The sequence below is a fragment of the Paenisporosarcina macmurdoensis genome (assembly GCF_042658845.1).
Lineage (GTDB): Bacteria > Bacillota > Bacilli > Bacillales_A > Planococcaceae > Paenisporosarcina > Paenisporosarcina macmurdoensis.
In genome coordinates this window covers 570,185-596,583 of record NZ_JBHSRI010000002.1, presented here as the reverse complement: position 1 = coordinate 596,583, position 26,399 = coordinate 570,185, and the positions used below count along the sequence as shown (strand labels likewise).

The 26,399-nt window shown below is 38.6% G+C and carries 23 protein-coding genes; all 23 read right to left on the bottom strand.

Features of this window, described 5'->3' with window-relative positions:
* Nucleotides 1-86 precede the first annotated feature (86 nt).
* Entirely contained in the window at nt 87-884 is a 798-nt protein-coding gene (locus ACFPYN_RS02740) for a TIGR00282 family metallophosphoesterase (protein ID WP_377732382.1), read from the bottom strand.
* Nucleotides 885-944: 60 nt separating this feature from the next.
* Entirely contained in the window at nt 945-2,498 is a 1,554-nt protein-coding gene (gene rny / locus ACFPYN_RS02735) for a ribonuclease Y (RefSeq protein ID WP_377732381.1), read from the bottom strand.
* Between the two features lie 207 nt (nt 2,499-2,705).
* On the bottom strand, nt 2,706-3,764 hold the full coding sequence (gene recA / locus ACFPYN_RS02730) for a recombinase RecA (RefSeq protein ID WP_377732380.1): 1,059 nt from the start codon (nt 3,762-3,764) through the stop codon (nt 2,706-2,708).
* A 229-nt stretch (nt 3,765-3,993) separates the two neighbouring features.
* Nucleotides 3,994-5,244 (bottom strand): competence/damage-inducible protein A, encoded by a 1,251-nt coding sequence (locus ACFPYN_RS02725; RefSeq protein ID WP_377732379.1) that lies wholly within the window; start codon nt 5,242-5,244, stop codon nt 3,994-3,996.
* Nucleotides 5,245-5,258: 14 nt separating this feature from the next.
* Nucleotides 5,259-5,837 carry a CDP-diacylglycerol--glycerol-3-phosphate 3-phosphatidyltransferase gene (pgsA, locus tag ACFPYN_RS02720; RefSeq protein WP_377732378.1) on the bottom strand — a complete coding sequence of 193 codons (579 nt, stop codon included), beginning with the start codon at nt 5,835-5,837 and terminating at the stop codon, nt 5,259-5,261.
* A gap of 50 nt (nt 5,838-5,887) precedes the next feature.
* Nucleotides 5,888-6,766 carry a helix-turn-helix domain-containing protein gene (locus ACFPYN_RS02715; RefSeq protein WP_377732377.1) on the bottom strand — a complete coding sequence of 293 codons (879 nt, stop codon included), beginning with the start codon at nt 6,764-6,766 and terminating at the stop codon, nt 5,888-5,890.
* 16 nt (nt 6,767-6,782) lie between these two features.
* The gene (locus ACFPYN_RS02710; protein ID WP_377732376.1) at nt 6,783-7,580 is read right to left on the bottom strand and encodes a DUF3388 domain-containing protein; all 798 of its coding nucleotides are present in this window, start codon (nt 7,578-7,580) and stop codon (nt 6,783-6,785) included.
* A gap of 174 nt (nt 7,581-7,754) precedes the next feature.
* Nucleotides 7,755-8,012 carry a DUF3243 domain-containing protein gene (locus tag ACFPYN_RS02705; RefSeq protein ID WP_377732375.1) on the bottom strand — a complete coding sequence of 86 codons (258 nt, stop codon included), beginning with the start codon at nt 8,010-8,012 and terminating at the stop codon, nt 7,755-7,757.
* 44 nt (nt 8,013-8,056) lie between these two features.
* Nucleotides 8,057-8,785 (bottom strand): elongation factor P 5-aminopentanone reductase, encoded by a 729-nt coding sequence (gene ymfI, locus ACFPYN_RS02700; RefSeq protein ID WP_377732374.1) that lies wholly within the window; start codon nt 8,783-8,785, stop codon nt 8,057-8,059.
* Nucleotides 8,782-10,086, bottom strand: coding sequence for an EF-P 5-aminopentanol modification-associated protein YfmH (gene yfmH, locus ACFPYN_RS02695; protein ID WP_377732373.1), 1,305 nt, complete (start codon nt 10,084-10,086; stop codon nt 8,782-8,784). The genes ymfI and yfmH overlap by 4 nt, the downstream gene beginning before the upstream one ends.
* Nucleotides 10,067-11,359, bottom strand: coding sequence for an EF-P 5-aminopentanol modification-associated protein YfmF (yfmF, locus tag ACFPYN_RS02690; RefSeq protein WP_377732372.1), 1,293 nt, complete (start codon nt 11,357-11,359; stop codon nt 10,067-10,069). The genes yfmH and yfmF overlap by 20 nt, the downstream gene beginning before the upstream one ends.
* 820 nt (nt 11,360-12,179) lie before the next feature.
* The gene (locus tag ACFPYN_RS02685; RefSeq protein ID WP_377732371.1) at nt 12,180-13,139 is read right to left on the bottom strand and encodes an ABC transporter permease; all 960 of its coding nucleotides are present in this window, start codon (nt 13,137-13,139) and stop codon (nt 12,180-12,182) included.
* 1 nt (nt 13,140) lies between these two features.
* Nucleotides 13,141-14,190, bottom strand: coding sequence for an ABC transporter permease (locus tag ACFPYN_RS02680; RefSeq protein ID WP_377732370.1), 1,050 nt, complete (start codon nt 14,188-14,190; stop codon nt 13,141-13,143).
* On the bottom strand, nt 14,183-15,739 hold the full coding sequence (locus tag ACFPYN_RS02675; protein WP_377732368.1) for an ABC transporter ATP-binding protein: 1,557 nt from the start codon (nt 15,737-15,739) through the stop codon (nt 14,183-14,185). Before ACFPYN_RS02675 ends, ACFPYN_RS02680 begins: the two co-directional genes overlap by 8 nt.
* A 150-nt stretch (nt 15,740-15,889) precedes the next feature.
* The gene (locus ACFPYN_RS02670) at nt 15,890-16,954 is read right to left on the bottom strand and encodes a BMP family lipoprotein (RefSeq protein WP_377732367.1); all 1,065 of its coding nucleotides are present in this window, start codon (nt 16,952-16,954) and stop codon (nt 15,890-15,892) included.
* A gap of 50 nt (nt 16,955-17,004) precedes the next feature.
* The gene (locus ACFPYN_RS02665) at nt 17,005-17,733 is read right to left on the bottom strand and encodes a GntR family transcriptional regulator (RefSeq protein ID WP_377732366.1); all 729 of its coding nucleotides are present in this window, start codon (nt 17,731-17,733) and stop codon (nt 17,005-17,007) included.
* A 168-nt stretch (nt 17,734-17,901) separates the two neighbouring features.
* Nucleotides 17,902-20,220, bottom strand: a complete 2,319-nt coding sequence (locus ACFPYN_RS02660; protein ID WP_377732365.1) for an FtsK/SpoIIIE family DNA translocase — start codon at nt 20,218-20,220, stop codon at nt 17,902-17,904.
* Nucleotides 20,221-20,302: 82 nt separating this feature from the next.
* A complete protein-coding gene (locus ACFPYN_RS02655; protein WP_377732364.1) occupies nt 20,303-21,970 on the bottom strand; it encodes a ribonuclease J in 1,668 nt (555 codons plus the stop codon).
* 517 nt (nt 21,971-22,487) lie between these two features.
* Complete coding sequence (gene dapA, locus ACFPYN_RS02650; RefSeq protein ID WP_377732363.1) at nt 22,488-23,381, bottom strand: 4-hydroxy-tetrahydrodipicolinate synthase; 894 nt, start codon at nt 23,379-23,381, stop codon at nt 22,488-22,490.
* 14 nt (nt 23,382-23,395) lie between these two features.
* Complete coding sequence (locus ACFPYN_RS02645) at nt 23,396-24,436, bottom strand: aspartate-semialdehyde dehydrogenase (protein WP_377732362.1); 1,041 nt, start codon at nt 24,434-24,436, stop codon at nt 23,396-23,398.
* 87 nt (nt 24,437-24,523) lie between these two features.
* Entirely contained in the window at nt 24,524-25,108 is a 585-nt protein-coding gene (locus ACFPYN_RS02640; RefSeq protein WP_377732361.1) for a dipicolinate synthase subunit B, read from the bottom strand.
* Complete coding sequence (locus tag ACFPYN_RS02635; protein WP_377732360.1) at nt 25,087-25,920, bottom strand: hypothetical protein; 834 nt, start codon at nt 25,918-25,920, stop codon at nt 25,087-25,089. The genes ACFPYN_RS02640 and ACFPYN_RS02635 overlap by 22 nt, the downstream gene beginning before the upstream one ends.
* On the bottom strand, nt 25,917-26,186 hold the full coding sequence (locus tag ACFPYN_RS02630; protein ID WP_377732359.1) for a YlmC/YmxH family sporulation protein: 270 nt from the start codon (nt 26,184-26,186) through the stop codon (nt 25,917-25,919). Before ACFPYN_RS02630 ends, ACFPYN_RS02635 begins: the two co-directional genes overlap by 4 nt.
* Nucleotides 26,187-26,399 lie beyond the last annotated feature (213 nt).

Sequence of the window (26,399 nt, the reverse complement as noted above, 5' to 3'; positions counted from 1 at the left end):
ACGATTCCTCCTTGTCCTTGCTGACCGTTGGACGGTTATTCTGTCCATAAATCACTATATGCAAGTTCAAAGAGGGATAGAAGAAGTTATCCCTTGAATGGATAATCTTCATTAATATAAACACGTTCAAAAGAAACGGCTTTTCCTGTTTGGTTATCTAGCTCTACAAAAAATCCGCTGAGTACAGAACGCCCTGTTTTTGGCACTTCAAAACGGACAGGCATATTTGTTTTGAAGCGATACAATACATCTTCTTTTTTCATGCCAAGTACACCATCATAAGGACCTGTCATTCCAACGTCTGTAATGTAAGCCGTACCGCCTGGGAAAATACGTGCGTCCGCTGTTTGAACATGTGTATGCGTTCCTACAACAGCAGATACTTCACCATCTAAATGCCAACCCATCGCAATTTTTTCACTCGTTGCTTCTGCATGAAAATCAACAAAAATTAGTGGTGATAGTTCCTTAGCTTCTTTTACAAGTTCCGTCGCTTTTTTAAATGGATCATCATGCGGAGGTAAGAATGTTCGACCATGTAAATTAATTACGGATAGCGTGTGCCCATTTTTGGTCACGTTCGTCATTCCTCTACCTGGTGCATCATCTGAAAAGTTGGCTGGTCGGATTAAATAATCGGTATCGTCAATAAAATCAAAGATTTCTTTTTGATCCCATGTATGGTTCCCCATCGTAACAACGTCAACACCCATAAATAGCAAGTCTTGAAATATCTTTTTCGTAATTCCACGTCCAGATGCTGCATTTTCTCCATTTGCAATGACGACGTCGGGTTGATATTTTCTCTTTAATCTTGGTAAATAATCTTCTAATGTATCGCGTCCAATTGAACCTACGATATCTCCAATAAATAATACTTTCATTTTTGCATTCCTTCTTTCGTTTCAAATAAAAAAAGGCTTCAAAATGAAGCCCTTTTTTACTTATTTAGCGTATTCAACTGCGCGTGTTTCACGAATTACCGTTACTTTAATATGTCCCGGATAATCCATTTCCTCTTCAATTCGTTTACGGATGTCCCGCGCTAAACGATGTGCTGTAATATCATCGATTTGCTCTGGACGAACCATGATGCGAATTTCACGACCTGCTTGAATGGCAAATGATTTTTCAACACCATCATACGACTCTGAAATCTCTTCCAGTTTCTCTAAACGGCGAATGTAATTTTCTAAAGTTTCACTACGTGCACCCGGACGTGCTGCTGATAATGCATCTGCTGCAGCAACTAGAACCGCAATGACAGACGTTGCTTCCGTATCACCATGATGGGAAGCAATACTGTTGATAACTACTGGATGTTCCTTGTATTTCGTTGCCAGTTCTACACCAATTTCAACGTGGCTACCTTCCACTTCGTGGTCGATGGCTTTCCCGATATCATGTAGTAATCCTGCACGACGAGCAAGTGTTACATCTTCACCAAGTTCAGCTGCCAGTAGGCCAGCTAAAAATGCTACTTCTTTTGAGTGTTTCAAGACGTTTTGTCCATAACTCGTGCGGTAACGCATACGACCCATGATCTTAATTAAGTCTGGATGTAAATTATGAACGCCAACATCAAATGTTGTTTGTTCTCCGATTTCACGAATTTGTTCATCGACTTCGCGTCTAGACTTTTCAACCATTTCTTCAATACGTGCTGGGTGAATACGGCCGTCTTGAACTAATTTTTCTAGTGCTAAACGAGCAACTTCACGACGGATTGGATCAAAGCCTGAAAGAATAACCGCTTCAGGAGTATCATCGATAATTAAATCAATTCCTGTCAATGTTTCGAGCGTACGGATATTACGTCCTTCACGTCCAATGATGCGACCTTTCATTTCATCATTAGGCAAATTGACAACTGATACTGTTGTTTCTGCTACATGATCTGCAGCGAAACGTTGTATAGCTAATGAAAGGATTTCTCGAGCCTTTTTATCAGACTCTTCTTTCGCACGCGTTTCAGATTCTTTCGTCATAACTGCGATGTCAGTTGCTAATTCATTTTCTACTTGATGTAGAATAACGCCTCTCGCTTCTTCACGTGTTAATGCAGAAATGCGTTCGAGCTCTGTTTGTTGTTTGGCAACTAATTCAGCCACTTTGCTTTCCATCTGCTCGATATGCTGTTGTCTCTCACTCAGAGCGTCTTCTTTACGCTCAAAACCCGCTTCTCTTTTGTTTAGAGCTTCGTCCTTACGATCAAGGTTTTCTTCTCTTTGCAAGTACCGATTTTCCTGTTTTTGCAGTTCAGCTCGGCGTTCACGGATGTCAGATTCTGCTTCAGATCTTAATTTGTGAGTTTCATCTTTTGCTTCTAGTAATGCTTCTTTTTTAAGAGCTTCCGCTTCTCGCTTCGCCTCATCTACGATGAGAACAGCTGACTGCTTCGCACCAGTCACTTTTGAATCATTCACATTTTTAATTAAAAAATAGCTAACAACTGCACCGACGATAAGACCAAGCATAGCGGAGATAAATTCAAACATTTGAACACCTCCTCTTGCTTATTTCATTTTCATTTTCATTTTCAGGTGGCTCATATATTGAGAAATCCAATATACTGCCAAATGGTTTTCATTTAATAGATTATACAAGTTTAATTGTATAGATGTAAAAATACTCTGTCAAGGAAACACGAGTGTTACTAAAGGAAAATAGCCTGCCGAAAGGTTCGGCAGGCTATTACTTAAAACTTATTTTTTGTCTAGTAATAATTCAAACTCTTCTTCTTCTTCTTCTTCATGAGCAGCAATAGTATAAGCTGTTGCCATCATACCGTACGCAGCTCTAATCTTTTGAGCGATTTCGTTGCGAGTCGCATGGTTATCTTTAAGGAATTGTTTCGCATTTTCACGGCCTTGACCAAGACGCTCATCGTTATATGCATACCAAGAACCACTTTTATTGACAATATCCATTTCTACACCTAAATCAACAATTTCACCTTCACGTGAAATACCTGATCCATACATAATATCAACTTCTGCTGTACGGAATGGTGGAGCTACTTTGTTTTTCACAACTTTAATTTTCGTTTTATTACCCATGAAATCATTTCCAGATTTAATCGTTTCTGCACGACGAACTTCTAAACGAACTGAACTATAGAATTTCAAAGCACGTCCACCTGGTGTTACTTCAGGGTTACCGAACATAACGCCCACTTTTTCACGAATTTGGTTAATGAAAATAGCAGTTGTCTTCGATTTGCTAATTGCGCCTGATAATTTACGCAATGCTTGAGACATTAATCGAGCTTGAAGACCGATATGGGAATCGCCCATTTCTCCTTCAATTTCCGCTTTTGGTACAAGAGCTGCTACGGAGTCAATAACAATAATATCAACTGCACCACTACGTACAAGTGCTTCTACAATTTCTAATGCTTGCTCACCTGTATCTGGTTGCGATAATAATAACTCATCAATATTAACGCCAAGATTTTGAGCGTAAACAGGATCAAGTGCATGCTCAACATCAATAAATGCTGCTTGACCGCCTGCTGCTTGTGCTTCTGCAATCGCATGAAGAGAAACAGTAGTTTTACCAGAACTTTCTGGTCCATAAATTTCAATAATACGGCCTCGTGGATATCCGCCTACACCAAGTGCTACATCAAGTGCAAGTGAACCACTAGACGTTGTTAAGATTTCACGGTCAGTTTTTTCGCCTAGTTTCATAATTGAACCTTTACCAAATTGTTTTTCAATTTGTTTTAACGCCATGTCTAACGCTGCTTTACGATCGCTCAAGAATGGTTCCTCCTCTAATTTCAAACACAAATTTAACTTCTGTCTCTACTATACTTGGTCTATGAGAAATATACAAGAAAAAAGCGAACGTTCATTCGCTTTATTTTTGGGGCAAAATAAAAATTTGGACCACATAAATGGTCCAAATTTCAATTTTCAGCCCTTTTTAGCCTTCAAAATTTAATTTTGCTTAGTAAATTAATTGTTGAAATCATCTTTTTTATCGACTTTACAGACTCTTTTGGCGTGAAAGAAGTTGAATTAAATAATGCAGGGTGCGTTTTACGGCACGTAACCGATTGGTATTTCGCATATCGCTTAAATGCAATTCATGTGTCACAACTTCATCGTTCGGAAGAATAATCGCAATCCAGACAGTTCCAGCTGGTTTATGATCATGTTCATCTGGACCTGCTACACCGGTTAAGGCTACCCCAATATCCGTTTTGAACATTGTTTTCACTCTAGTTGCCATGGCTGTTGCACATTCTTCACTAACAACACCATATTGCTCGATAATTTCTTTTGAAACACCGAGTTGGTTCATTTTTGAATCAGCAGTATATGTAACAACACCACCTACTAATGTCTGACTAACTCCTGGAATGGCAGCTAATTCAGATTGAAACAATCCAGCAGTTAAACTTTCTGCGACAGATATAGTCAACCCTTGCTCTATTAATAGTTTCGCTGTACTTGATGCTAGAGAATCATCATTGTAGCCATATAAGTAGTCACCTACACGAGAAAGCAAAAGTTGTTCGGTTTCATGAATTAATCGCCAAGCTTCTTCTTCGCTTGACGTTTTAGCTGTCACACGTAAAGTGACTTCGCCATCAGAAGCAAGAGGTGCAATCGTAGGATTTGTTTGAGTTTCTAATAAATCCATGATTTGTGTCTCTAGTTCTGCTTCACCAATTCCATAGAAACGCAATACTTGAGATATGATAACCTCTCCATGATTTAACGTACTAGCTAATAATGGTTTTGCTTCGAATTGAAACATCGGTTCCATTTCTTTCGGTGGACCGGGTAGCAGTATATAAATATGTTGATCATGTGAATAGTACATTCCTGGTGCCATCCCGTTATGATTCGCTAATACTTTACAACCATCTAAAACGAGTGCTTGTTTTTTATTGTTCTCAGTCATCGGACGGTTGATCCGTTGAAAAAATGCTTCAATGGATAGCATGGCGGTTTGATCCATAATGAGCTCGGTTCCTAGATGCTTTGCAATGGTTTCTTTAGTCAAATCATCTTTTGTTGGTCCAAGTCCACCCGAGAAAATGATTAAGTCTGCACGCGACTCAGCAAGCTCAATCGCTTGCTTTAAGCGCTCAGCATTATCGCCTACTACAGTGTGGTAATACACATTGACACCAAGTTCAGCTAATTGACTTGAAATGTAACGAGCATTCGTATTGGTTATTTGGCCAAGTAATAGTTCGGATCCTACAGCAATAATTTCAGCATTCATGTACAATCACACCCCTATTTTGAATCAAGTAAAATACGTCGGTTCGCATAAAAATAATCCCAACCAGACCAGATGGTAAAGAACAGTGATACATACAACATGATTGATGCGAAAGGAATAGAGAACATTTCGAAAAAGACATTGTGTAGGAGCAAAGCAGAAACTGCGACAATTTGCGTCCACATTTTAATTTTCCCTAATTGCTTCGCTGCAACAACTTCTCCTTCGTCTGCTAATATCAATCGAAGTCCAGTCACCGCAAATTCACGACTAATAATTAAAATAACTATCCAAGCAGGCGCAAAACCTAGCTCAACTAAAATAATAAGTGCAGCTGAAACTAATAATTTATCAGCAAGTGGATCTAAAAATTTACCCATATTAGTAACAAGGTTATGTTTACGTGCGTAATAGCCATCAATAAAGTCAGTCACTGCTGCGAGAATGAAGATAATCGCACCCAACAAATGTCCAACTGGTATAGTAGCTCCTAAAAACGTAACATCTCCCCAGCCAAAATCAACTAGCATAAAGACGACAAAAATTGGAATCATAATTATTCGTGATACTGTAATTTGATTAGGTATATTCATTGCTTTTGCTCCTTTCGATTCAAAGAAAATAGCCATCTTGTTAGAGATGACTATTGCGGTTTAGAAAATTGAAACTTCATATTTTGAGTAACTCTGTCAGTAGTTGGAGTTCCATACTCTACTTTTTCATCATTCACAAACACATCAATTTGAGGTGACGCACCTACCCGAACACGAGCAGTTTCATTGTCACTCAGATCTAGTGTTACCGTTTCACCTTCAGCTAATTCACGGCCCAGCATTTCTACTCCAGATTGATTTTGAACACCAACCCAAGCTCTGCCACGTGCGACAATTTTAATTGAAAAAGTATCCGATCCTGAAAGTGTATAATTCGTTGTTTCACCCTCAATTGTACCCATTGCAATCGTTTGCTTTGGTTCTACTTCTTCAACGGGTTCTTCCTCAACAGGTTCTTCTTCTACTGGTTCTTGAGTTTCAGAATCCACAGCAGAAGTCTCATCTTTTGTTTCTGGTTCTTCAAGTGACAGTGGTTGTTCGGTTTCTGTTGCAGCAGGATCATCTTTGGCCGCTAAATTTTGATAAAAGTACCAAAAAATCACGATACCAATAATGATGAATAACGCCACAACAATCATCGGAAAAATATCACTTATGTTGTTTGAAGATTTGGATATGGGTTTGCGTCTAGAAGGTGCAGAAGTCATCGTTTGACGAACTTCTTCAGTCGTGGAAGAAGGCACTTCTTGTTTATATGACTCTAGCAATTCATCTGAATTTAAACCAACTGCATCTGCGTATTGCTTAATAAATGCACGAACATAAAAAGGTCCGGGCATCATACTGTAATTACCCTCTTCGATACCAGCCAAATAACGTTTTTGAATTTTCGTCATTTCTTGTAAGTCGTCTAAACTATATCCTTTTACCGTCCTCGCCTCTTTAAGGCGAGTTCCTAATTCAGTCAATTAAAACACCTGCCTGTTAAAAATTAAAACCACCGAAGCCTTCTGAATTACCTCTTTCAGACATCATCAGGTTTTTTTCCATCATTTCATACGTTATAACTTCATCTGGATCATGTCTCAATTCAATAATGTAGTCAAAATCTTCAATTGTGTAATCCGACTGTTGAATAAACATGTCAGGATGTTCTACTACTTTAATTGAAGGAAGACGCATCATTTCACGTACTAATTGTAAATGTCGTTCATCTGCTGATTGTTTTGTCACAATTCCATCTAAAATAAAAATATTATTATCGCTAAACTCATCACCTGCTAAACGGCTTCTGACGGTTTGTTTAATCATAGTCGAAGATAAAAATACCCATTTTTTATTCGCACTGACACTAGCTGCAACAACTGATTCTGTTTTTCCTACACGAGGCATCCCACGAATCCCTATTAACTTGTGCCCTTCTTGTTTAAACAATTCTGCCATAAAGTCAACGAGTAAACCTAGTTCATCCCGAACAAAACGGAATGTTTTGCGATCATCGACATCTCTTTGTATGTATCGTCCGTGTCTAACTGCTAAAATATCACGTAACTTGGGTTCGCGGAATTTAGTTACACGAATAGTATCCATCGTAGAAACAATTAGTTCAAAACGTTCAATTTGCTCATCATTTTCTGCACGAAGTAACATCCCCCGTCTTCCTTGGTCCACACCGTTTATCGTAACGATGTTCACACGAAGCATTCCGAGTAATGAGGCAATATCTCCGAGTAATCCTGGTCGGTTTTTTTGTATTTCGTATTCAAAATACCATTCGCGCATATTGTAACGACCTTTCTGCCTATCTTTTTACAGAGCATCCCTTTAATTTGAAAAGACTTTCAAATCGACATTCCTAATAGGTGACGTTTTCAAATGCTCTAGGTTCTATCATATCTGATTTATGTACGTAAGAAAAGGAAAAAAGAAAAGAAGGAACAATGTCCTTCTTTTCTTTTAGTGCACTTTTTTCTGTTGAACTAATTTTACGACCATGTTCGCAAGCGCATGTTGTTCATCTTCTGACGCAACTGACCATAAATCAGACAAAACACGCTCTTGTTCATTTTTTGGATCCACATTTTTAGCCAAATAATCACCGATTTCATAAGCTGTTGACTGGATAGCTTTTTTCGACATTCCAGTTGCTTCGGCGTTCATTACATTGGTACCTAAAAAGTTCGTCCATTTTTGCCAATTTTCAAGTAAGGCCATGTTTATTCCTCCTTTTCACAATCAGTATGTGCAAAAACGAGAATTTATATGTACCATCCACCATTAACACGTAATACTTGACCTGTAATATAATCTCCATTTCCATTGATCAAAAACGACACAAGGTTTGCCACGTCTTGCGGTTTTCCAATGTAGTTAAGAGGGATATCATTTTCAATGAATTGTCTTTCTTCTTCATTTAAGGCTCTATTCATTTTAGTGTCAATAAAACCTGGAGCAATTGCATTCACTCGAACTCCTGAAGGACCGGATTCTTTTGCATATGCTTTTACAAAGGCATGTTGGGCACCTTTTACAGCCGAATAGACTGTTTCCCCCGCCGCACCCGTTTCACCCCATATCGATCCAATAAAGACGATATAGGATGTATTAAACCTTCTTAATTTGGGTGCTAATTGACCTATTATTGACATGGGTGATTGGACATGAGTTCTCCATATTTGTTCCATGTCTTGTGAGGAAGTATCTTCAAGCAATTCATAAAGAGCTTGCCCGGATGCAAATACAATCGCTTGAACTTCAAAAAGCTGCGCAAAAATATTATTTACTGAATCTAAATTTCCAAGGTCTGCTTGAATTATATGATGTTCTTGGCTTGGATCAAGTTCTTGAAGTTGTGTCCTTAAGTTTTCCATCGCTTGTTCATTTTCATGGAAATGTAAGTACAAATTCCAACCTTGTTTAGACATTTCAAGAGCTATCGCTTGCCCTATTTCACCAGATGCCCCAAAAATGCAGGCGAATTTCTTCATGATGTTTCTTGCTCTTTCTTAGGTAGAACAGAAAAGACCGTCTGCTGTTCTTCACCTTGTATAGAAACAAAAGCTTCTTGCAAATCTGCAACAGTCATTTGCTCTAAAACAGGCACCGCTTCAAATAGGTCCATTTCATTAAAGGCATAGCGTGTAAATTGATTTGCAATAAATTCAACTGAATTCAAGGCGCGAAGGAAATAGCCTATTTTTTTCTTACGCACACGATCTAAATCTGATTGTCCAAATGGCCATTTTTCTTCCACTTTTTTCAATTCTTTTTTAATTGCTTCTATTAATTCTTTTGGTTTAGATGTATCTGAACCAATGATGGCAAATCCATACCCTTTTTCGAGTGTAAAATCAAAAGCGTATGATTCATCTATCCAGCCCTTTTCATAGGCTTGCACATAGAAATCTGAAGATCGTCCAAAGATTAATTCTAATGCTAATTGAATTCCCATTTCATGCTTCATCATAGCATCGCCTTGAATAGATGTTTCTTTTGCTTTCAAACCAACGTATACTTTTGGTTTTTGAACATCCATGTACAATTTGTTTTGTTGTTTTGCGACTTCCAACGGTTCATTTGGGAATGAACGTTTAATGGGTTGTGGTTCTTTAAATTCTTTCTTGTTTTGATTGTCTCGTATATAAGTCATCATCTCTTCCGGATTAACCGCACCAACCACAAACAGAAGCATATTAGATGGATGGTAGAATGTTTCATAACATGTATACAAATGTTCTGCTGTAATGGCATCGATCGATTCGATTGTACCTGCAATATCAATCTTTACAGGATGGTCTTTATACATATTTTCAATGGTTCCAAAATATAAACGCCAGTCAGGTTGATCATCATACATTGTGATTTCTTGACCAATGATGCCTTTTTCTTTTTCGACCGTCGCTTGCGTGAAATATGGTTCTTGCACAAAATTTAATAATGTTTCTGTATTCTCATACAGATGGTCCGTCGCAGAAAATAAATAAGCTGTTCGTGTAAACGAAGTGAAGGCATTAGCTGATGCACCGTAACCGCTAAACTTTTGAAAAACGTCTCCATCTTCCTTTTCAAACATTTTATGTTCTAAAAAGTGAGCAATTCCGTCTGGTACTGTAACTTCTTCAGACCCTCCAAGAGGAACAAAAGTGTTGTCAATTGAACCATATTTGGTTGTAAACGTAACAAATGTTTTAGAAAATCCTTTTTTCGGTAGAATGTAAACATCTAAACCATTGTCCATTTTTTCATGAAACAATTTTTCGTCCAATTGTTTAAAGTGAAGCTCCTTCATGAGTCATCTCCTCCTTACCAGACAAGAAATAAACGAGTTGTTTGTTGATTGACTTCGCCATTTCTTGAACATCTTCTTTTGTAACGGTCGCCCACTTGGCTACCCAAGTATCCACTGTGAATTTTTCGTCCAAATCTTTGTATTGATCAAAAATCTCGATTTGTCCTCTTGCCGAATCAAGCGCTTCTTTCAACTGATTTTTCAGCATGGCCACGGTTTGATCAATTTCATTTTGTGAAATATCACCATTTTTCATAGCGTCTAATTGCGCATCAATCAATCCTATCGCTTTATCTTGTTTACTGGCATCAATTCCAGCTAAAACAAATAATAGTCCATAGGCTGAAGAGAATGAACTTGACACATAATAAGCCATACTTTCTTTTTCACGAACATTTAAAAATAACTTCGCATGCGGATAACCGCCGAATATACCATTCGTTATTTGCATTTTCGGGAAATCAGGATGGGTAAATGTCACGTTTGTTTCATATCCAATATGAAGTTTCCCTTGTTTCATTTCTTGGTATTCATTGACCACATTTTTAGTGATTACCGGATGTTCCACATCTTTATGAAGATCTTTTGGTTTTACTTGACGTGCAGTAAATGGAAATGCTGCTTTTAGTTTAGATGTCATCTCTTCAACATCGACATCGCCAACGACATATATATCTAACTCATCTTGTTCAAGCATTGTCTTATATGCATCAAATAATGACTCGTTTGTAATGGCAGTGACATTCTCAATAGTTCCGTTTGCCCCAATAGATGCAGGGTGATTTGGACGTAGTAGCTCCATTAAGCGCTGTTGAGCATAGCGTGTTTTGTCATCATAAAGTGACTCGATACGTTGAATTACCGATTCTTTTTCACGATTTACAATCGATTCTTTAAATGCTCCTTGTTCTAAATTTGGGCGGAACAACACAGTTTGTAATAAATTCAACACTTGGTCGAGCACCCCATCTGTTGATAAATACTGATCATTAACTGTCTCAGCTAGTAACGTAATGTTATGATAACTACCCTTTTTGCTTGAATCCAAATATAGGATTGTGCCATACAGTTCATCTAAATGACTGCGAAAGGCAGGATTAGATGGGAAAAGCTCATTACTATGTACTAACACATTAGCAAGGACCGAGCGTTCCGAAGCAGATTGATTTGTTAATTCATGTTTGAATTTGAATGAGAAATTGACAGTTTTAAATTGATCCGTTGGTCGAATATGTAGATGAATTCCTTGTTGTAACTCGATGGATTGAAACATTAAAATTCCCCCTATCTCTATAATATGCCATACCATTTCTTTCACTATACATGGAGCTGTTAAATGATTGCAAATAGTGTGCAAAAAAAACCGGGCAAAGTGCGCCCGGTCCTTTTAAGAAGAGTAACCATAGTAGCCTGTTGATTTCCGCTACGGTGGACGCTTTTCGCGGGCATGGCTTCAGTCTCCTCGTCACTTCGAAAACATGTGCTCCTGCGGTTACTCGTCGCAAAGAAGATTGCTCCTGCGGTTACTCGTCGCAAAGATACTGGCTCTTGGCCAGCATCTTTCCTGCGGGGTCTTCAGCTCATGCACCTGCCGCTTCGCTTTCGGTGCAAAAGACATCTGCTATTCCCGCAGAAGTCGCCACCTGCGCTTCAATCAATAAATATAGATAGGCAACTACGATTATAGGTTGGTTCTATCTCTAGAGAACTTAAAATCATTTATTCGTTTCTTCTCAATAAGCAATTGATAGATTTTCTTGTTGGTTCCAACTCACTTCATGGATTGTAGTGGAAGACGGCGTTGAAAACATCTGCTCCTGCGGTTACTCGTTGCAAAGATATTGGACGAATTACAGTTCGTCCAATATCTTTCCAGTGGGATCAGCGGGACAGGTGAGACCCCGCAGATCGCAAAGCGACCGAGGAGGCTCACCTCCCGCCCCGCGGAAAGCGCCCGCTTGAAACGAAAATCAACAATATTAATAAATCAATCTTTTTGTACCTGAAACACTGGATTTATGGAACTAAATTTATATACTTTCTTATTTTCAAAAAAAGGACTAAGCAAAATGCTTAGTCCTTTACGTTCATTCTTATCGATTTCCTTTAATATAAGGGGTTCCTAAAGCTTTTGGTGCACTTGCCTTACCAATGAAACCAGCTAAAGCCAGAATGGTTAAGACATAAGGTAAAATTAACAAGAAGACACTTGGAATTTCACTAATTACCGGCAATGAACCACCGACAATACTTAATGCTTGAGCGAAGCCAAAGAATACGGCTGCTCCCAATGCGCCAAGCGGATGCCATTTACCAAAAATCATTGCAGCTAGAGCCATAAATCCTTGACCATTAATGGTTGCATGACCAAAATCCTGTGAAATTGATTGCGCATAAATTGCTCCACCAATACCAGCTAAACCACCTGAAATCATTACGGCAATATAGCGCATACGTGTTACATTTATCCCCATCGTATCTGCAGCCATTGGATGTTCACCCACTGCTCGTAAACGAAGTCCAAATGGCGTGTAATACAACACTACCCAAGCAAGAATAGCAACACCTATTGCTATAACAGAAGTCCAATACACATCTTGGAAAAACATGGGTCCTAAGAATGGAATTTTTTCTAAAAGCCAAATATCGTTACGTAAAAATGTCTCTTGAACGAAATCAGTTTGTCCTTTTCCATAAATCTTTTTAACCAAAAATAAACAAATAGCTACGGCTAATAAGTTGATAGCTACACCTGAAACGACTTGATCTGCTCGAAATGACACGGAAGCTACTGCATGGAATAATGAAAATAGTGAAGCTACGACCATCGCTGCAAGAAGAGCGACGTAAGGTGTGCTACTTCCAAAAGTATCCACGAAAGTTAAATTGAAAATAACTCCAATGAAAGCTCCGATTACCATGAGCCCTTCCAATCCGATATTTACTACACCAGAACGCTCAGAAAATACACCACCAATAGCAGTTAAAATTAACGGAGCTGCATAGGCAATTGCAACAGGAACAATGAAATATAGAACCTCTATGAAAGTCATGTTACTTCGCCTCCTTTTTCTTGCTGAAGCGCTCTAGCAATAACCGTATAACATAACCAGATGCTACAAAGAAAATAATAATTGCTATGATAATAGATACTATTTCCTCTGGAATGCCTGCTTCGTTCGGCATATTTGTCGCCCCATATTTTAGTGAGCCAAATAATGTTGCTCCAAATATGACGCCAAGTGGTGTGTTTGCACCAAGGAGGGCTACAGCAATACCATCGAATCCAATTCCTGTAAATCCACCTTTAACTGAAGCAAATCCAAACGTACCAAGAGCTTCCATTGCTCCAGCTAAACCAGCAAATGCACCTGAAATAACCATCGCTAGAATAATATTTTTATTTACATTCATCCCCGAGTATTCTGAAGCATGTTGGTTTAATCCTACTGCTTTCAGTTCAAATCCACGAGTTGTTTTTTCTAAGATCAACCACATCACGAGAACCATCGCAAGTGCGATTAAGATTCCGTAGTGTAAACGAGAATAATCTGTCATATTCTCTAAAAAAGCCGAGCGAAGTGAAGCAGTTGGCTGAATAGCACCTGTATTATCCCCACCATCAGAAACTGCTCTGATTAATGCATTTGAAGTGTGAAGCGCAATGTAGTTCATCATAATCGTTACAATTACTTCATGGACTTTGAACTTAGCTTTTAGAAGTCCAGGAATGAAGCCCCATAAAGCACCTGCTAATGCTGCTGCAATGATTGCCAGTGGTAAGTGAATCATTTTAGGTAAGTCATCAAACGTAATTCCCACATAAGCTGCTGCAAACCAACCTACTATTAACTGCCCTTCAACACCAATGTTAAAAAGTCCAGAGCGGAAAGCAAATGCTACCGCTAATCCCGCTAATATGTATGGTGTAATTTGACGTATTGTTTCACCAATCGTATAGGCATCACCAAAAATTCCGTTCCACAAAGCAATATATCCTTCAACTGGATCATAGCCACTGACAATCATAACAATGGCTCCTACCAGTAATCCTAAAATAACGGAGATACCCGGAATAAGAATATTACTAAAACGCTTAGACATGTGAACTGTCCTCCTCTTTCACTTGATTCGACTGCGTGTCATTTTTTGTTTGACCCGCCATTAACAAACCAAGTTCTTGTTCATTCGTCTGAAGAGGATCTAAAGTTTCCACGATTTGACCATCATATATTACCGCAATACGGTCAGAAACGTTCATTACTTCGTCTAATTCAAAAGAAATTAATAACACGGCTTTCCCTTTATCACGCTGTTCAATTAAACGTTGGTGAATAAATTCAATTGCCCCTACGTCTAATCCGCGAGTAGGAAGTGCCGCAATAAGTAAATCTGGATCTCGATCGATTTCACGTCCGATAATTGCTTTTTGCTGATTACCACCTGACAACGCTCTAGCAAGCTCGTGATCTCCTTGTGTTCGAACATCATATTTCTTAATAATTTCATTGGCTTTTTTTGAAATGGCTGAATAGTCCATAAATCCATTTTTTGAATTTGGGCTTGTGTAATATGTTTGCAATGCAATGTTATGTCCTAGCGGAAAATCTAGTATAAGCCCGTGTTTATGACGATCTTGAGGAATATGTCCAACACCGGATTCAGTAACCTTACGTGGTGTGTTTCCTGTGATTTCTTGACCATTCATGAAGACTTGACCACTCTTCGCTTTTCGTAAACCTGTGATTGCTTCAATTAATTCTGTCTGACCATTACCGTCAATTCCGGCAATACCTACGATTTCACCTTTACGTACATGTAAGTTAAGTCCTTTTACTTTTTCGATTCCACGATAATCGGCTACTACTAAGTCTTTTACTTCCAATACATCAGTCGTTGGATGTGCCAATCCTTTTATCGTTTTGAACTCAACATGACGCCCAACCATGAGATCTGCTAGGTCATTCGGGTTTGTCTCGGCTGTATTAACCGTACCAATACCTACACCCTTGCGAATGACAGTAACACGGTCAGATACGTCCATGATTTCTTTTAATTTATGTGTAATGAGAATGATAGATTTTCCTTCTTCAATTAAACGGCGCATAATTTGCATTAATTCCGTAATTTCTTGAGGAGTTAATGAAGCAGTAGGCTCATCAAAGATTAAAATTTCCGCGCCACGATACAACGTTTTTAATATTTCTACACGTTGTTGCATACCTACAGAGATGTCTTCAATTTTTGCATAAGGGTCTACATTTAAATTATATAGTTCAGAAAGCTCTTGCACTTTTTTAGCAGCCCTCTTGACCGAAATCATACCGCCTTTAGTTGGCTCACTACCTAGAATAATATTTTCTGTAACAGTAAAATCTTCAACTAACATAAAATGTTGGTGAACCATCCCAATACCGAGATTATTCGCTACATTAGGATCCGTAATCTTAACTTCCTGGCCACGAACACGGATTTCTCCACCTTCTGGTTGGTAAAGACCAAATAGAACGTTCATTAACGTTGATTTTCCTGCACCATTCTCACCAAGAAGGGCATGAATTTCACCTTTTTTTAGTTGAAGGGTAATGTTGTCATTAGCTACGAAATTTCCGAACTCTTTTCGGATATTAAGCATTTCAATAACGTGTTCCATATATTTCACTCCCTTAGGTTTTTAAAAGAAAAAAATTAATACAGGAAAGGTTTCATACATAAAACCTTTCGTCTATTAATTTGAAAGGGCAAGAAAAACATCATAGAGACCAGATACCCAGTCTCTATGATGACTTATTTAAGTTATTTATTACTCGACAGTTTCAGGAACAACAACATCGCCATCAGCGATTTTTTTAGCGTATTCATCAATTTGAGCTAATACATCTTCAGGAATTGCTCCACGAGAATCCGCTAATGCAACGCCTTCTTCAGCTAAACCATATACAGTTGTTTCCCCACCTGGGAATTTGCCGTCCATAGCCAATTTAGAAAGGTTTTGTACAGCTACGTCAACGCGTTTTAACATTGAAGTTAAAGTTACGTTTGTATCGCCAACTGCGCCTTCTTCATATTGGTCAGAGTCAACACCGATTACCCAAACATATGCGTCAGGATCTTTAGTTTTTAATTCTTTTGCTTCAGCGAATACACCGTTACCAGTACCACCAGCAGCGTGGAAAATAATATCTACGCCTGAAGAATACATACGGTTAGCAGTTGTTTTACCAAGCTCAGCTTTGTCAAATGCTCCAGTGTACTGAACATCAACTTTAATGCTAGGATCTACAGCTTTAACGCCTTCTAAGAAACCAGCTTCAAAACGTTCGATTACAGGGATTTCCATACCACCAACGAAACCGATTTTTTTCGATTTAGTCATTAGTGCAGCAGATACACCTGCAAGATAAGCGCCTTCTTGCTCTTTAAATAATACTGAAGCAACATTTGGTTGATCTACAACAGCATCAATAATCGCAAGTTGTGCATCTTTTTGTTGAGTAGCAATTTCAGTAATAGCAGCTTCCATTAAGAAACCAATACCAAATACTAAGTCAAATTCACGACGGACTAATTTGTTTAAGTTTGTGTTGTAGTCAGCGTCAGATTTTGATTGTAAGTAGTCTATTCCGTCGTCGCCTTTTTCCAGACCGTTGTCAGCGCCAAAATCTTGAAGACCTTTCCAAGCCGATTGGTTGAATGATTTGTCGTCTACTCCACCAATATCAGTAACCATTGCTACAGAGAAATCATTTTTTTCTGTTTCTCCGCCGTTACCTGTCTTTGTTTCTTCTTTGTCAGTACCACATGCAGCTAAAATTGTACTAGCAGCTAATACCATCGATAAAGCTAAACCGAATTTACGCTTTGTCAAGTTGAGACCCCCCAAAAATGTTTTTTCATATTAGCATGTAGTTTGATGTTTTACACCCTTTTGCGTACTACATGGAAACTGAATTTATCAGCTCTAAAATAGTTTTTTGAATATAATACCACTTGATCGTTGTCATTATAATGTAATTGTTTCAGAACTAGTAACGCCGTTTCAGGTTCACACTCTAAAATCGGTGATGCCACTTCGTGATACCCTGTTGGGTCGATAAAAGCAACAGCATGAGTCACACGGATTTGGCCGGATTCTTCGATTGCTGTAAATATCGAACCTTCTTGCCTATTTAAAAAATCAGAAGGCAAGTACTTTGCGGGAACTTTGTCCACACAATAAACAACTGGTTCACCATTTGCTGTTCTTACACGTTCAATTTTAATGACGGATTCGTCTTTTTCGCATTGAAAGCGTTTCATATCATCTTCAGACGGAAGCGCTTCCAAAGAACTTAAATAAATAGTCCCCGGTTCCATTCCCGCTTTACGTATCATAGAAGAGATACTTGTTAAGTGTTCAATACCAGAAGTAAAAACCGGTTTTGAATTAACAAATGTCCCTACACCATGACGTCTAACGATAACATTTTCTTCTTCCAACAGTCTTAGTGCTTCACGAAGTGTTGCACGACTGATTCCAAGTGATTTGGCGAGTTCAAATTCTGAAGGAAGTTTTTCCTTCTCTTTGAACACACCTTTTGCAATATCGTCTTTAAGACGATCGATCACTTGGAGATACAAATGACGATGATCTGTTTTTATTGTCATACGAACCACCACCAACAGTAGAGATCAGACATCTGATGTAAAACTTTCCTACTAATCAGACATACTATACCACTTTTATTTGTGTAAATAAATAGATTTTTGGGTAATTAGGTAAAGAAACGTAAAAATTTTAATTTTCTTGTAATCTTTTTGTCATAATTGCCCACATTAGTTTATATCATCTTGTTTAGCTTGAAGCACTTGTCTTGGTTTACTTCCTTCATACCCACCAACTACTCCACGCAATTCCATTTGATCGATTATACGTGCCGCACGAGAGTATCCAATTCGAAATCTTCTTTGTAAAAGTGACACGGAAGCAGTTTGCATATCTGTGACTAGTTGAACAGCTTCATCATATAAATCATCTGTTTGTTCATCCCTCGATACTTCTTCAACTTCTGTTGGAATCATTTCTTCTTGGTATTGAGCTTTTTGTTGTGCAATTGCAAAATCAACTACTTTTTCTACTTCTTGGTCTGATAAGAAAGCTCCTTGCACACGGACTGGCTTAGATGCACCTGCTGCTAAAAATAACATATCCCCTCGTCCTAATAACTTCTCTGCTCCACCCATATCCAGTATGGTCCTAGAGTCAATTGAAGAAGACACCGCAAATGCAATCCTCGATGGAATGTTCGCTTTGATTACTCCAGTAATGACATCCACACTTGGTCGTTGCGTAGCAATGATTAAATGAATCCCTGCTGCACGTGCCATCTGAGCTAATCGTGTAATGGAATCTTCCACATCGTTTGAAGCAACCATCATTAAGTCAGCTAGTTCATCTACAATGACAACTATATATGGAAGTTTTGGATGTTTCTCTTCGTTCTCTTCATTCCATTTTCTGATGTGTTCATTGTAGCCTTCGATGTTTCGCATACCAGTATGTGAAAACAGATCATAACGACGTTCCATTTCTGATACGACTTTTTTGAGTGCTTGTGAAGCTTTTCTAGGATCTGTTACGACTGGCGCTAACAAATGCGGAATACCGTTGTAAACATTTAGTTCGACCATTTTTGGATCGATCATCATCATTTTGACTTCGTGTGGTTTCGCTCTCATGATAATACTGACGATTATGCCATTAATACATACACTCTTACCACTACCCGTTGACCCAGCAACAAGTAAATGTGGCATTTTGTTTAATTCAGCCAGAACCGCTTGCCCCGTAATATCACGGCCCAGTCCAATCATTAATTTAGAATCAGGTTTATTGTTTTCTTTTGCTTCTAACACTTCACGTAAACTTACAATTGCTACTTCTTGATTTGGTACTTCAATACCAATTGCAGATTTCCCTGGTATCGGAGCTTCAATCCGTATATCGCGAGCTGCAAGTGCTAAAGCTAAGTCATCACTAAGACTGACTATCTTACTGACTTTTACTCCGGTATCTGGCAATACTTCGTACTTCGTTACGGCAGGTCCTAAATGGACTTGTGTAACTCGCGCTTTAACACCAAAACTTTGGAACGTTTTTTCTAGTTTTTTTGCATTTGCTTGAATTAAGGAATACTCACCGCTTTGATCGCTATGAGGTGGTGCGTTTAATAAAGAAGCAGATGGCAGTTGATAATCTTTATTTTCCAACACTACTTCTGATACAGAATCAAACGCTTTTTCACTTAATTCTTCAGTTTGCTCAAGTTCTGGTTGTGGTTCAGGTTTTGTTTCTACTCTTTTTTCAACACGTTCTGTAAAGGCTGAAATAATAGGTGAAACATGTTCAATTTCAGGCTCCTGCATAGTCGTCGCAACTTCCATATCTTGTGCAGATGAATCGACACTTGCTGTTTTTTTACGTTTATCGCTTCTTGTCTGTACTTTAGGTTTAGCAGACGCTTTATTTTTTTTCTTTTGTGCTCTCAGTGCCATCCATTTATTTTTCCATTGCGGAATCTGACTTGCCAAAAATGGCACAAGTGCTTTACCTGACAGAAGGATAAAGCCAATCATTAATAATATCCAAGCTGCGATCGTTGCGCCACCTGAATCAAACAACACATGGAATGTGGCGAATAAAAAGGCACCCATCATTCCTCCGCCTAATGAGCTATCGCGGTTTACAATCCCATTGCCCTCAATTAGGATTCTCCACGTTTCTTGAAGAACCGAATCACTAACGAGCCCACCGCCTTGAAACAACTGCTCGAATAAAAGCAAATGACTGAAGAGAGTCATACTGGCTAATATACTTAAGCAACCTGCAATAATTCGATTGCTAAAACCAGGTACCGAGCGTTTAATCATCATAATAAGTGCAATAACAATACATAGTAACGCAACTGCTAAATGCCAATTCCCGAAGAAAAATCTGGCGACAGACGACAAACCGAATCCTACAGAACCTAGTTCAAAAAAAGTGATAATACCGAGTCCAATCAATAAAAGGCCAGAAATTTCAAACATAAGTGGATGAACAGTTTCGGGTGGTTTTTTTCTCGTTGTGCTCGCTTTTTTCTTTTTAATTGTCATACTTGTCACCTTCTTTCATTATCAAAGAAAAAGGATTTCCTGCCGGTACAAATGGCGAGGAAATCCTTCCGCTTTTATCACCTTAATATTCCATAATAATCGGGATGATCATTGGACGTCTTTTCGTTTTTTGGTATAAATACGAATTTAAAGTGTCGCGAATTTCTTGTTTAATATTTGTCCATTCAAATGTTTCTTTGGCTACATATTTTTCAACAATTTTTCTCACAATCTCAGCTGATTCATCCATTAAATGTTCTGATTCTCGAACATAAACGAACCCACGAGATAAGATTTCTGGTCCTGAAGCAATTTTCTTTTGCGCACGATTCAATGTAATCGTCACAATGAAAATACCATCTTGTGATAGAAGTTTACGATCTCGCAATACGATGTTTCCTACGTCACCTACGCCAATACCGTCTATTAAGACGTTACCCGCTTGAACGCGTCCACTCATTCGCATTTTCCCGCCTTTATACTCAACGATATCGCCTTTATCAGCAATAAAGATTTGCGCTTTCTCTAAACCAGTAGCTTGCGCAAGTTTCGAGTGAGCCATAAGCATGCGGAATTCCCCTTGAATTGGGATAAAGAATTTAGGTTTCATTAGATTCAACATCATTTTCAAATCTTCTTGACTACCATGACCAGATACATGCACTTTTTTACTAGCAGTTAATACTTTTGCTCCTACTTTTGCTAAATGATTCATCGTTTTGAACATCGCAACTTCCATACCTGGAGAAGGAGTAAATGTAAATAACACTGTATCTGAATCTTTGATTTTCACATCTTTATGATGTTTTCTTACCATTTTCTCAAGAGCTTCTAAAGGCTCTCCTTGAGTACCAGATACTATGATTACTACTTCATTGTCTGCATAGTTTCCGATATCTTTGATTGAAATTAACGTTTCTTCGTCTATTTGTAAATAGTCTAATCGCTTACCAACTTCAAACACGGTTTCCAACGTTTTACCAACGACAGCCACTTTACGACGTGACTCGATTGCCGTGTCAAATACTTGTTGAATGCGAATAAAGTTTGAAGAATATAACGACACAAGAATACGACCTTCAGCTCCGTGGAATGTTTTAGATAAATGTTCTTCAACGACTGATTCAGAAGTTGTGTACCCTGGGCGTTCTGCTTCAGTTGAATCTGACATTAAAATAAATACGCCTTCTTCACCAAGACCCGCCATTTTAGCAATATCAGGACGATAGCTACCTTTAGCTGCTTGATCGAATTTAAATTCACCAGTATGCACGATTGCGCCTTCTGAAGTATGGAAGACAATTCCTAAAGAATCCGGAATACTATGCGTTGTGTGGAAAAATGTAACGTGTGTTGATTTGAAATTCATACGGCTTTTATTTGTTACTTCAAAGAATTTCACAGGTTGTGCAGCTGGTAATTCTTTAAGATGCTCTTTAGCTAAAGCAATCGTTAAACGAGAGCCGTAAACTGGTGCTTGAATCTTGTTAAGCAAATACGAAATAGAACCAATTGCATCTTCGTGACCATGTGTTAAAAATATTCCTTTTATACGAGCTTTGTTTTCCTCTAAGTACGTTACATCTGGAATAACTATATCAATTCCAAGCATTTCATTTTCAGGAAACATAAGTCCGCTGTCTACTATAAAAATTTCTTCATCAATTTCTACTACATACATTGCTTTTCCGATTTCCCCAACTCCACCGAGGGGGATGATTCGAATGGTTTCGTTTATTGTTTTTGTCACGTGCTTTCCTCCTAAAAATTAACCCGATCATTATCCACTTCAATACATTATATCGAACAGCTGACAACAGTACAATAATAAAAGTCGAAAGCCGCACTTAGATTCAAATTACTATTGATGGTATTGTCGCAACTTTCATCGATATTGTCGCAACTTCTAGTGATATTGTCGCAACTCTTAATCTTATTGTCGCAACTTCTTCCGTTATTGTCGCAACTATCCAATTTCCTCCTAATTCCCAGTCGTCTTCTCAATGAAAATGCAGCCTATCGCGGTAGCGGTGGGCTGACTAATTTAGATTTCATTTTACTGTTAACACGCTAAACCGAAGTCTGCGCCGGAAGAACTGAAATAATTAGGCAGGAAGACTAAGACGCGACATCGTAATGCTTCTACGGTTAATCACGGTAACATGGAATGCCTTCTTGACCCAAGTCAATTTGTCCAACGCTTAAGTGCGAGCTTGCGTTCGAAACTAACAACAAAAAAAGGCCAGTTATGAACTGACCTTAACATTTCATTTGAAATATTTACGTTTTTCTTCGTATTTCGCCCAAGCTTGGTCAAAATGTTGCTTTTCTTCATTTGTCATATCAACAAGTGGCAATCTGACAGAACCAACATCAAGCCCTGACTTTAATAAAGCATATTTTACAGGTACAGGATTTGGTTTTTCAAACAGTGCTCGAATGAGGGGTAACATCGCATGATGAATCGTCGCTGCATCTGCATGTCTTCCTTCTTCAAATGCGCGAATTAACTTCTGCATGTCTGCACCTACTACATGTGAAGCGACAGATACAACGCCAGCCCCCCCTATAGAAAGTAGAGGCAATGTTAACCCATCATCACCGCTATATACGGCAAAGTCATCTTGGCAACCGGCTATGATATCTGACATTTGCTCTAAGTTGCCTCCAGCCTCTTTAATGGCTTGAATGTTTGAAATCTTACTTAAGGCTAAAACGGTTTCTGGAAGCATATTAACGACAGAGCGACCAGGTATATTATAAAGTAATACTGGTAGGTTTGTTGAACCTGCAATCGTTTTAAAATGTTCATACATCCCACGTTGATCTGGTTTATTGTAATAAGGAGTAACCAGCATGATACCATTTACTCCAGCTTCTTCAGCCACTTTTGTAAGTTCAACTGAAGCTCTCGTACTATTACTACCCGTTCCTGCGAAAACTGGAATTCTATTATTAACCGACTCTACTGTAAAACGAATTAAGTCTGCTTTTTCTTGTTCCGTTAATGTCGGTGATTCACCAGTCGTTCCACACACTACAACTGAATCAGTTCCTGTGGCGATTAAATGTTCAATGAGTTTTGCGACCATTTCAAAATGAATAGAGCCATCTGGTAAAAATGGCGTGACCATCGCTGTAGATACACGACCGATATGCATAAGAATCTCCCCTTTTAAATGATACCTTCTTCAATCATAGCTTCTGCAATTTGAATTGAATTTAGTGCTGCGCCTTTTAATAAATTGTCTGACACAATCCACATATGGAAACCTCTATCATTTGATAAATCTTTGCGAATACGTCCTACAAATACTTCGTCTTCTCCTTCTGCAAACAAAGGCATTGGGTACTCTTGCTTTGCAGGATTATCCAGCACTTTAATTCCTTTAGCCGATTCTAAAACAGCACGCATATCAGACACGCTGATACCATCTTTATCCACTTCAATAAAAACAGATTCAGAGTGACCAGAAACGACTGGTAATCGCACGCATGTTGCTGCAACTGAAAGATTAGGCATGTGTAGTATTTTCTTTGTTTCATTAATCATTTTCATTTCTTCTAACGTATAGCCATTGTCATCAAAAATATCGATTTGAGGAATGACATTGAACGCTATTGGATAATGGGTATTTGCACTTTTAACTGGCAATACTTGTGCTTCTGCATTCTTCGTATCACCAAATGTACGACTTTGATCTTTTAGCTCATTAATTGCATCCGCTCCAGCACCAGATACAGCTTGGTACGTAGAAACGATGACTTTATTTAAACCGAATGCTTCTTTTATTGGTTGAAGAGCACACACCATTTGAATCGTAGAGCAATTTGGATTTGCAATAATTCCCGAGTGTAATTTAAGATCTTGTGGATTTACTTCTGGTACTACAAGCGGAATATCGTCTACCATACGAAAAGCACTCGTATTATCAATTACGATTGATCCTCGCTTTGCAGCTTCTGGAGCTAGAATTTTGGAAACTGAACCCCCCGCACTAAATAGGGCAATTTCAACACCATCGAATGCTTCAGGAGTTGCTTCTTCAATTGTATAGGTTTGACCTTTAAATTCAATTGTTTTTCCAGCTGAACGTTTAGATGCTAAAAATTTTATATGCTGGATTGGAAAATTTCGTTTCTCAAGTTGTTCCATCATTTTCTCGCCTACTGCACCGGTCGCACCGACAACAGCAACTGTGTAAAACTTTGACATGACACTCACTCCCTCTAGCCAACTAATTGGTCATAATGTCGGTATTGTATCATAAAATTGCGTAATTGTGCATGAAAATTAATCCGACTACTTGTGTTGGATTAACAAAGGTTGAAGTTGTTGATGCGCAAGTGCTTGAACAATCGTTGGTACTATCAGGTTAAAATCGGAGATAAGGGAGTTTGGTTTTTTAAACGGATCATCTTGACCAAAAGGAATAAAATAAATATGTTTAGCATTTAACAATCTCATGACATTTACGCCATTTAACCCAAGAGCATCATTGGTGGAAATGCCAAGGACTACAGGTTTACCTGTTCTCATCGTTGCTTTGGCAGCCATCAGTACAGGTGAATCCGTAGCCGCATTCGCAAAGCGACTGATTGAATTGCCCGTCATCGGTGCAATAACCATGCAATCGAGTGGGGTTTTAGGACCTAGGGGCTCTGCATCAGCAATTGTAGAAATTACTTTTGCCCCAGCCGCTTCTTCGATTTTCCTTACCCATTCGTCCCCCGTACCGAAGCGCGTAGCAGCTACTAAAACGGAATGCGACACAACAGGCACAACAATGGCACCCTGTTCTCTTAACACTGTGATTTTAGGCACCACTTCCTCATACGTACAATGTGATGCAGTGATGCCAAACCCTATTCGCTTTCCTTGTAACACAACGTTCCTCCTTTTAGATGTTGTACTGACTCTGTTACACACTTAAACAGCAGCTTAGCCGCGTCCTCTTTTAAAAACTGACCAGGTAGAGACGTATAGAGTCTATAGGTATGTGAAAAGTCTCCTTCCAGCGCTAAACACCCTGGAGAAGATGCAACATCATAAAACCTTTGGCATGTCGTTAATAGCGAGTGATAGTCTGCTGTTAGCCATTTTGCAGGTATGGTGTTAATAAATATGGACTTCTCACATGAAATGCCATGTTCTAGTTTCTTTACCTCATATCCCATTGCTTGTGCTTCGGCTAATTGGACTGGAGATCTCACAACGATTTGTGGGTGTGCATCCATACGCTTGAGCTGCGTGGCTAATAATTTCGCCACGCGCCCAAACCCAGAAATCATGAAATGTTTGCCTGCTACTGTTTCGTGCTCTTCTAAATAATATGCCGCAATAAATCCTTCGGCAGTTAATTTTGCGTTTAACCAAATAAATTGTTCGTTTTCAAGATATCGTTCAATGTCGATTTCACTTGCTTCAAAAAAGCGTGTCCATTCTGGAGATAACTTTCCAACAAAACATTTTTGGACGTTTTCAAAGTAATCCAATCCAATTGTGTCTGTTACTATTTCTAGTGGTTGAATTGGCAACACTAGGATATCTGGTTCGAATGACATTAAATCTCTTTCCACTTGGTAGCTCCATGCTTTTGTTTGTAGAAATAATACTTGAACATTTAAATTTTTTAATAAAATTGCGAGTTTTTCCATTCGTGGATCTGTACCAATGACGCACCATTTTAGATTCGTCATATTGTTTGGTCCGAATGTAGATGTGATGTTTTTGTGAAGAGAATGCGATCTTCACCGATGAGGATGATATCTTCCCAAGCGATATAGACGTTTTTTTGTGTTGATTTGGTTTTAAATGGTCGATTTCCTTGTTCTTTTAATACTAGAAATCCAATGATTTTCCCACTGGTTGGTTCAAAAAGCAATTCAGTATCTGCAAGTAATCCAAAACGTTTGCCATCTTCAATTTGAATTAATTCTTTCACTGCCATTTCTGATAGCAACATATGACTCCTCCTCCATGTTCATCTCCTTAAATATATGCAAAGAAAGAATCACATGTTCACTGAAAAACGGAAAGTGCTACTTTAGCTAGAAACTTGAAAAACAAACTTGCACATGTTGAGAAACTGCTAAATGAGGTAATGTTAAGTGCATTCAGTTTGGAAGACAGATTTTCAGGGAGCTTCAGGCGCTTTACCTGCTGTACCATGATCTAG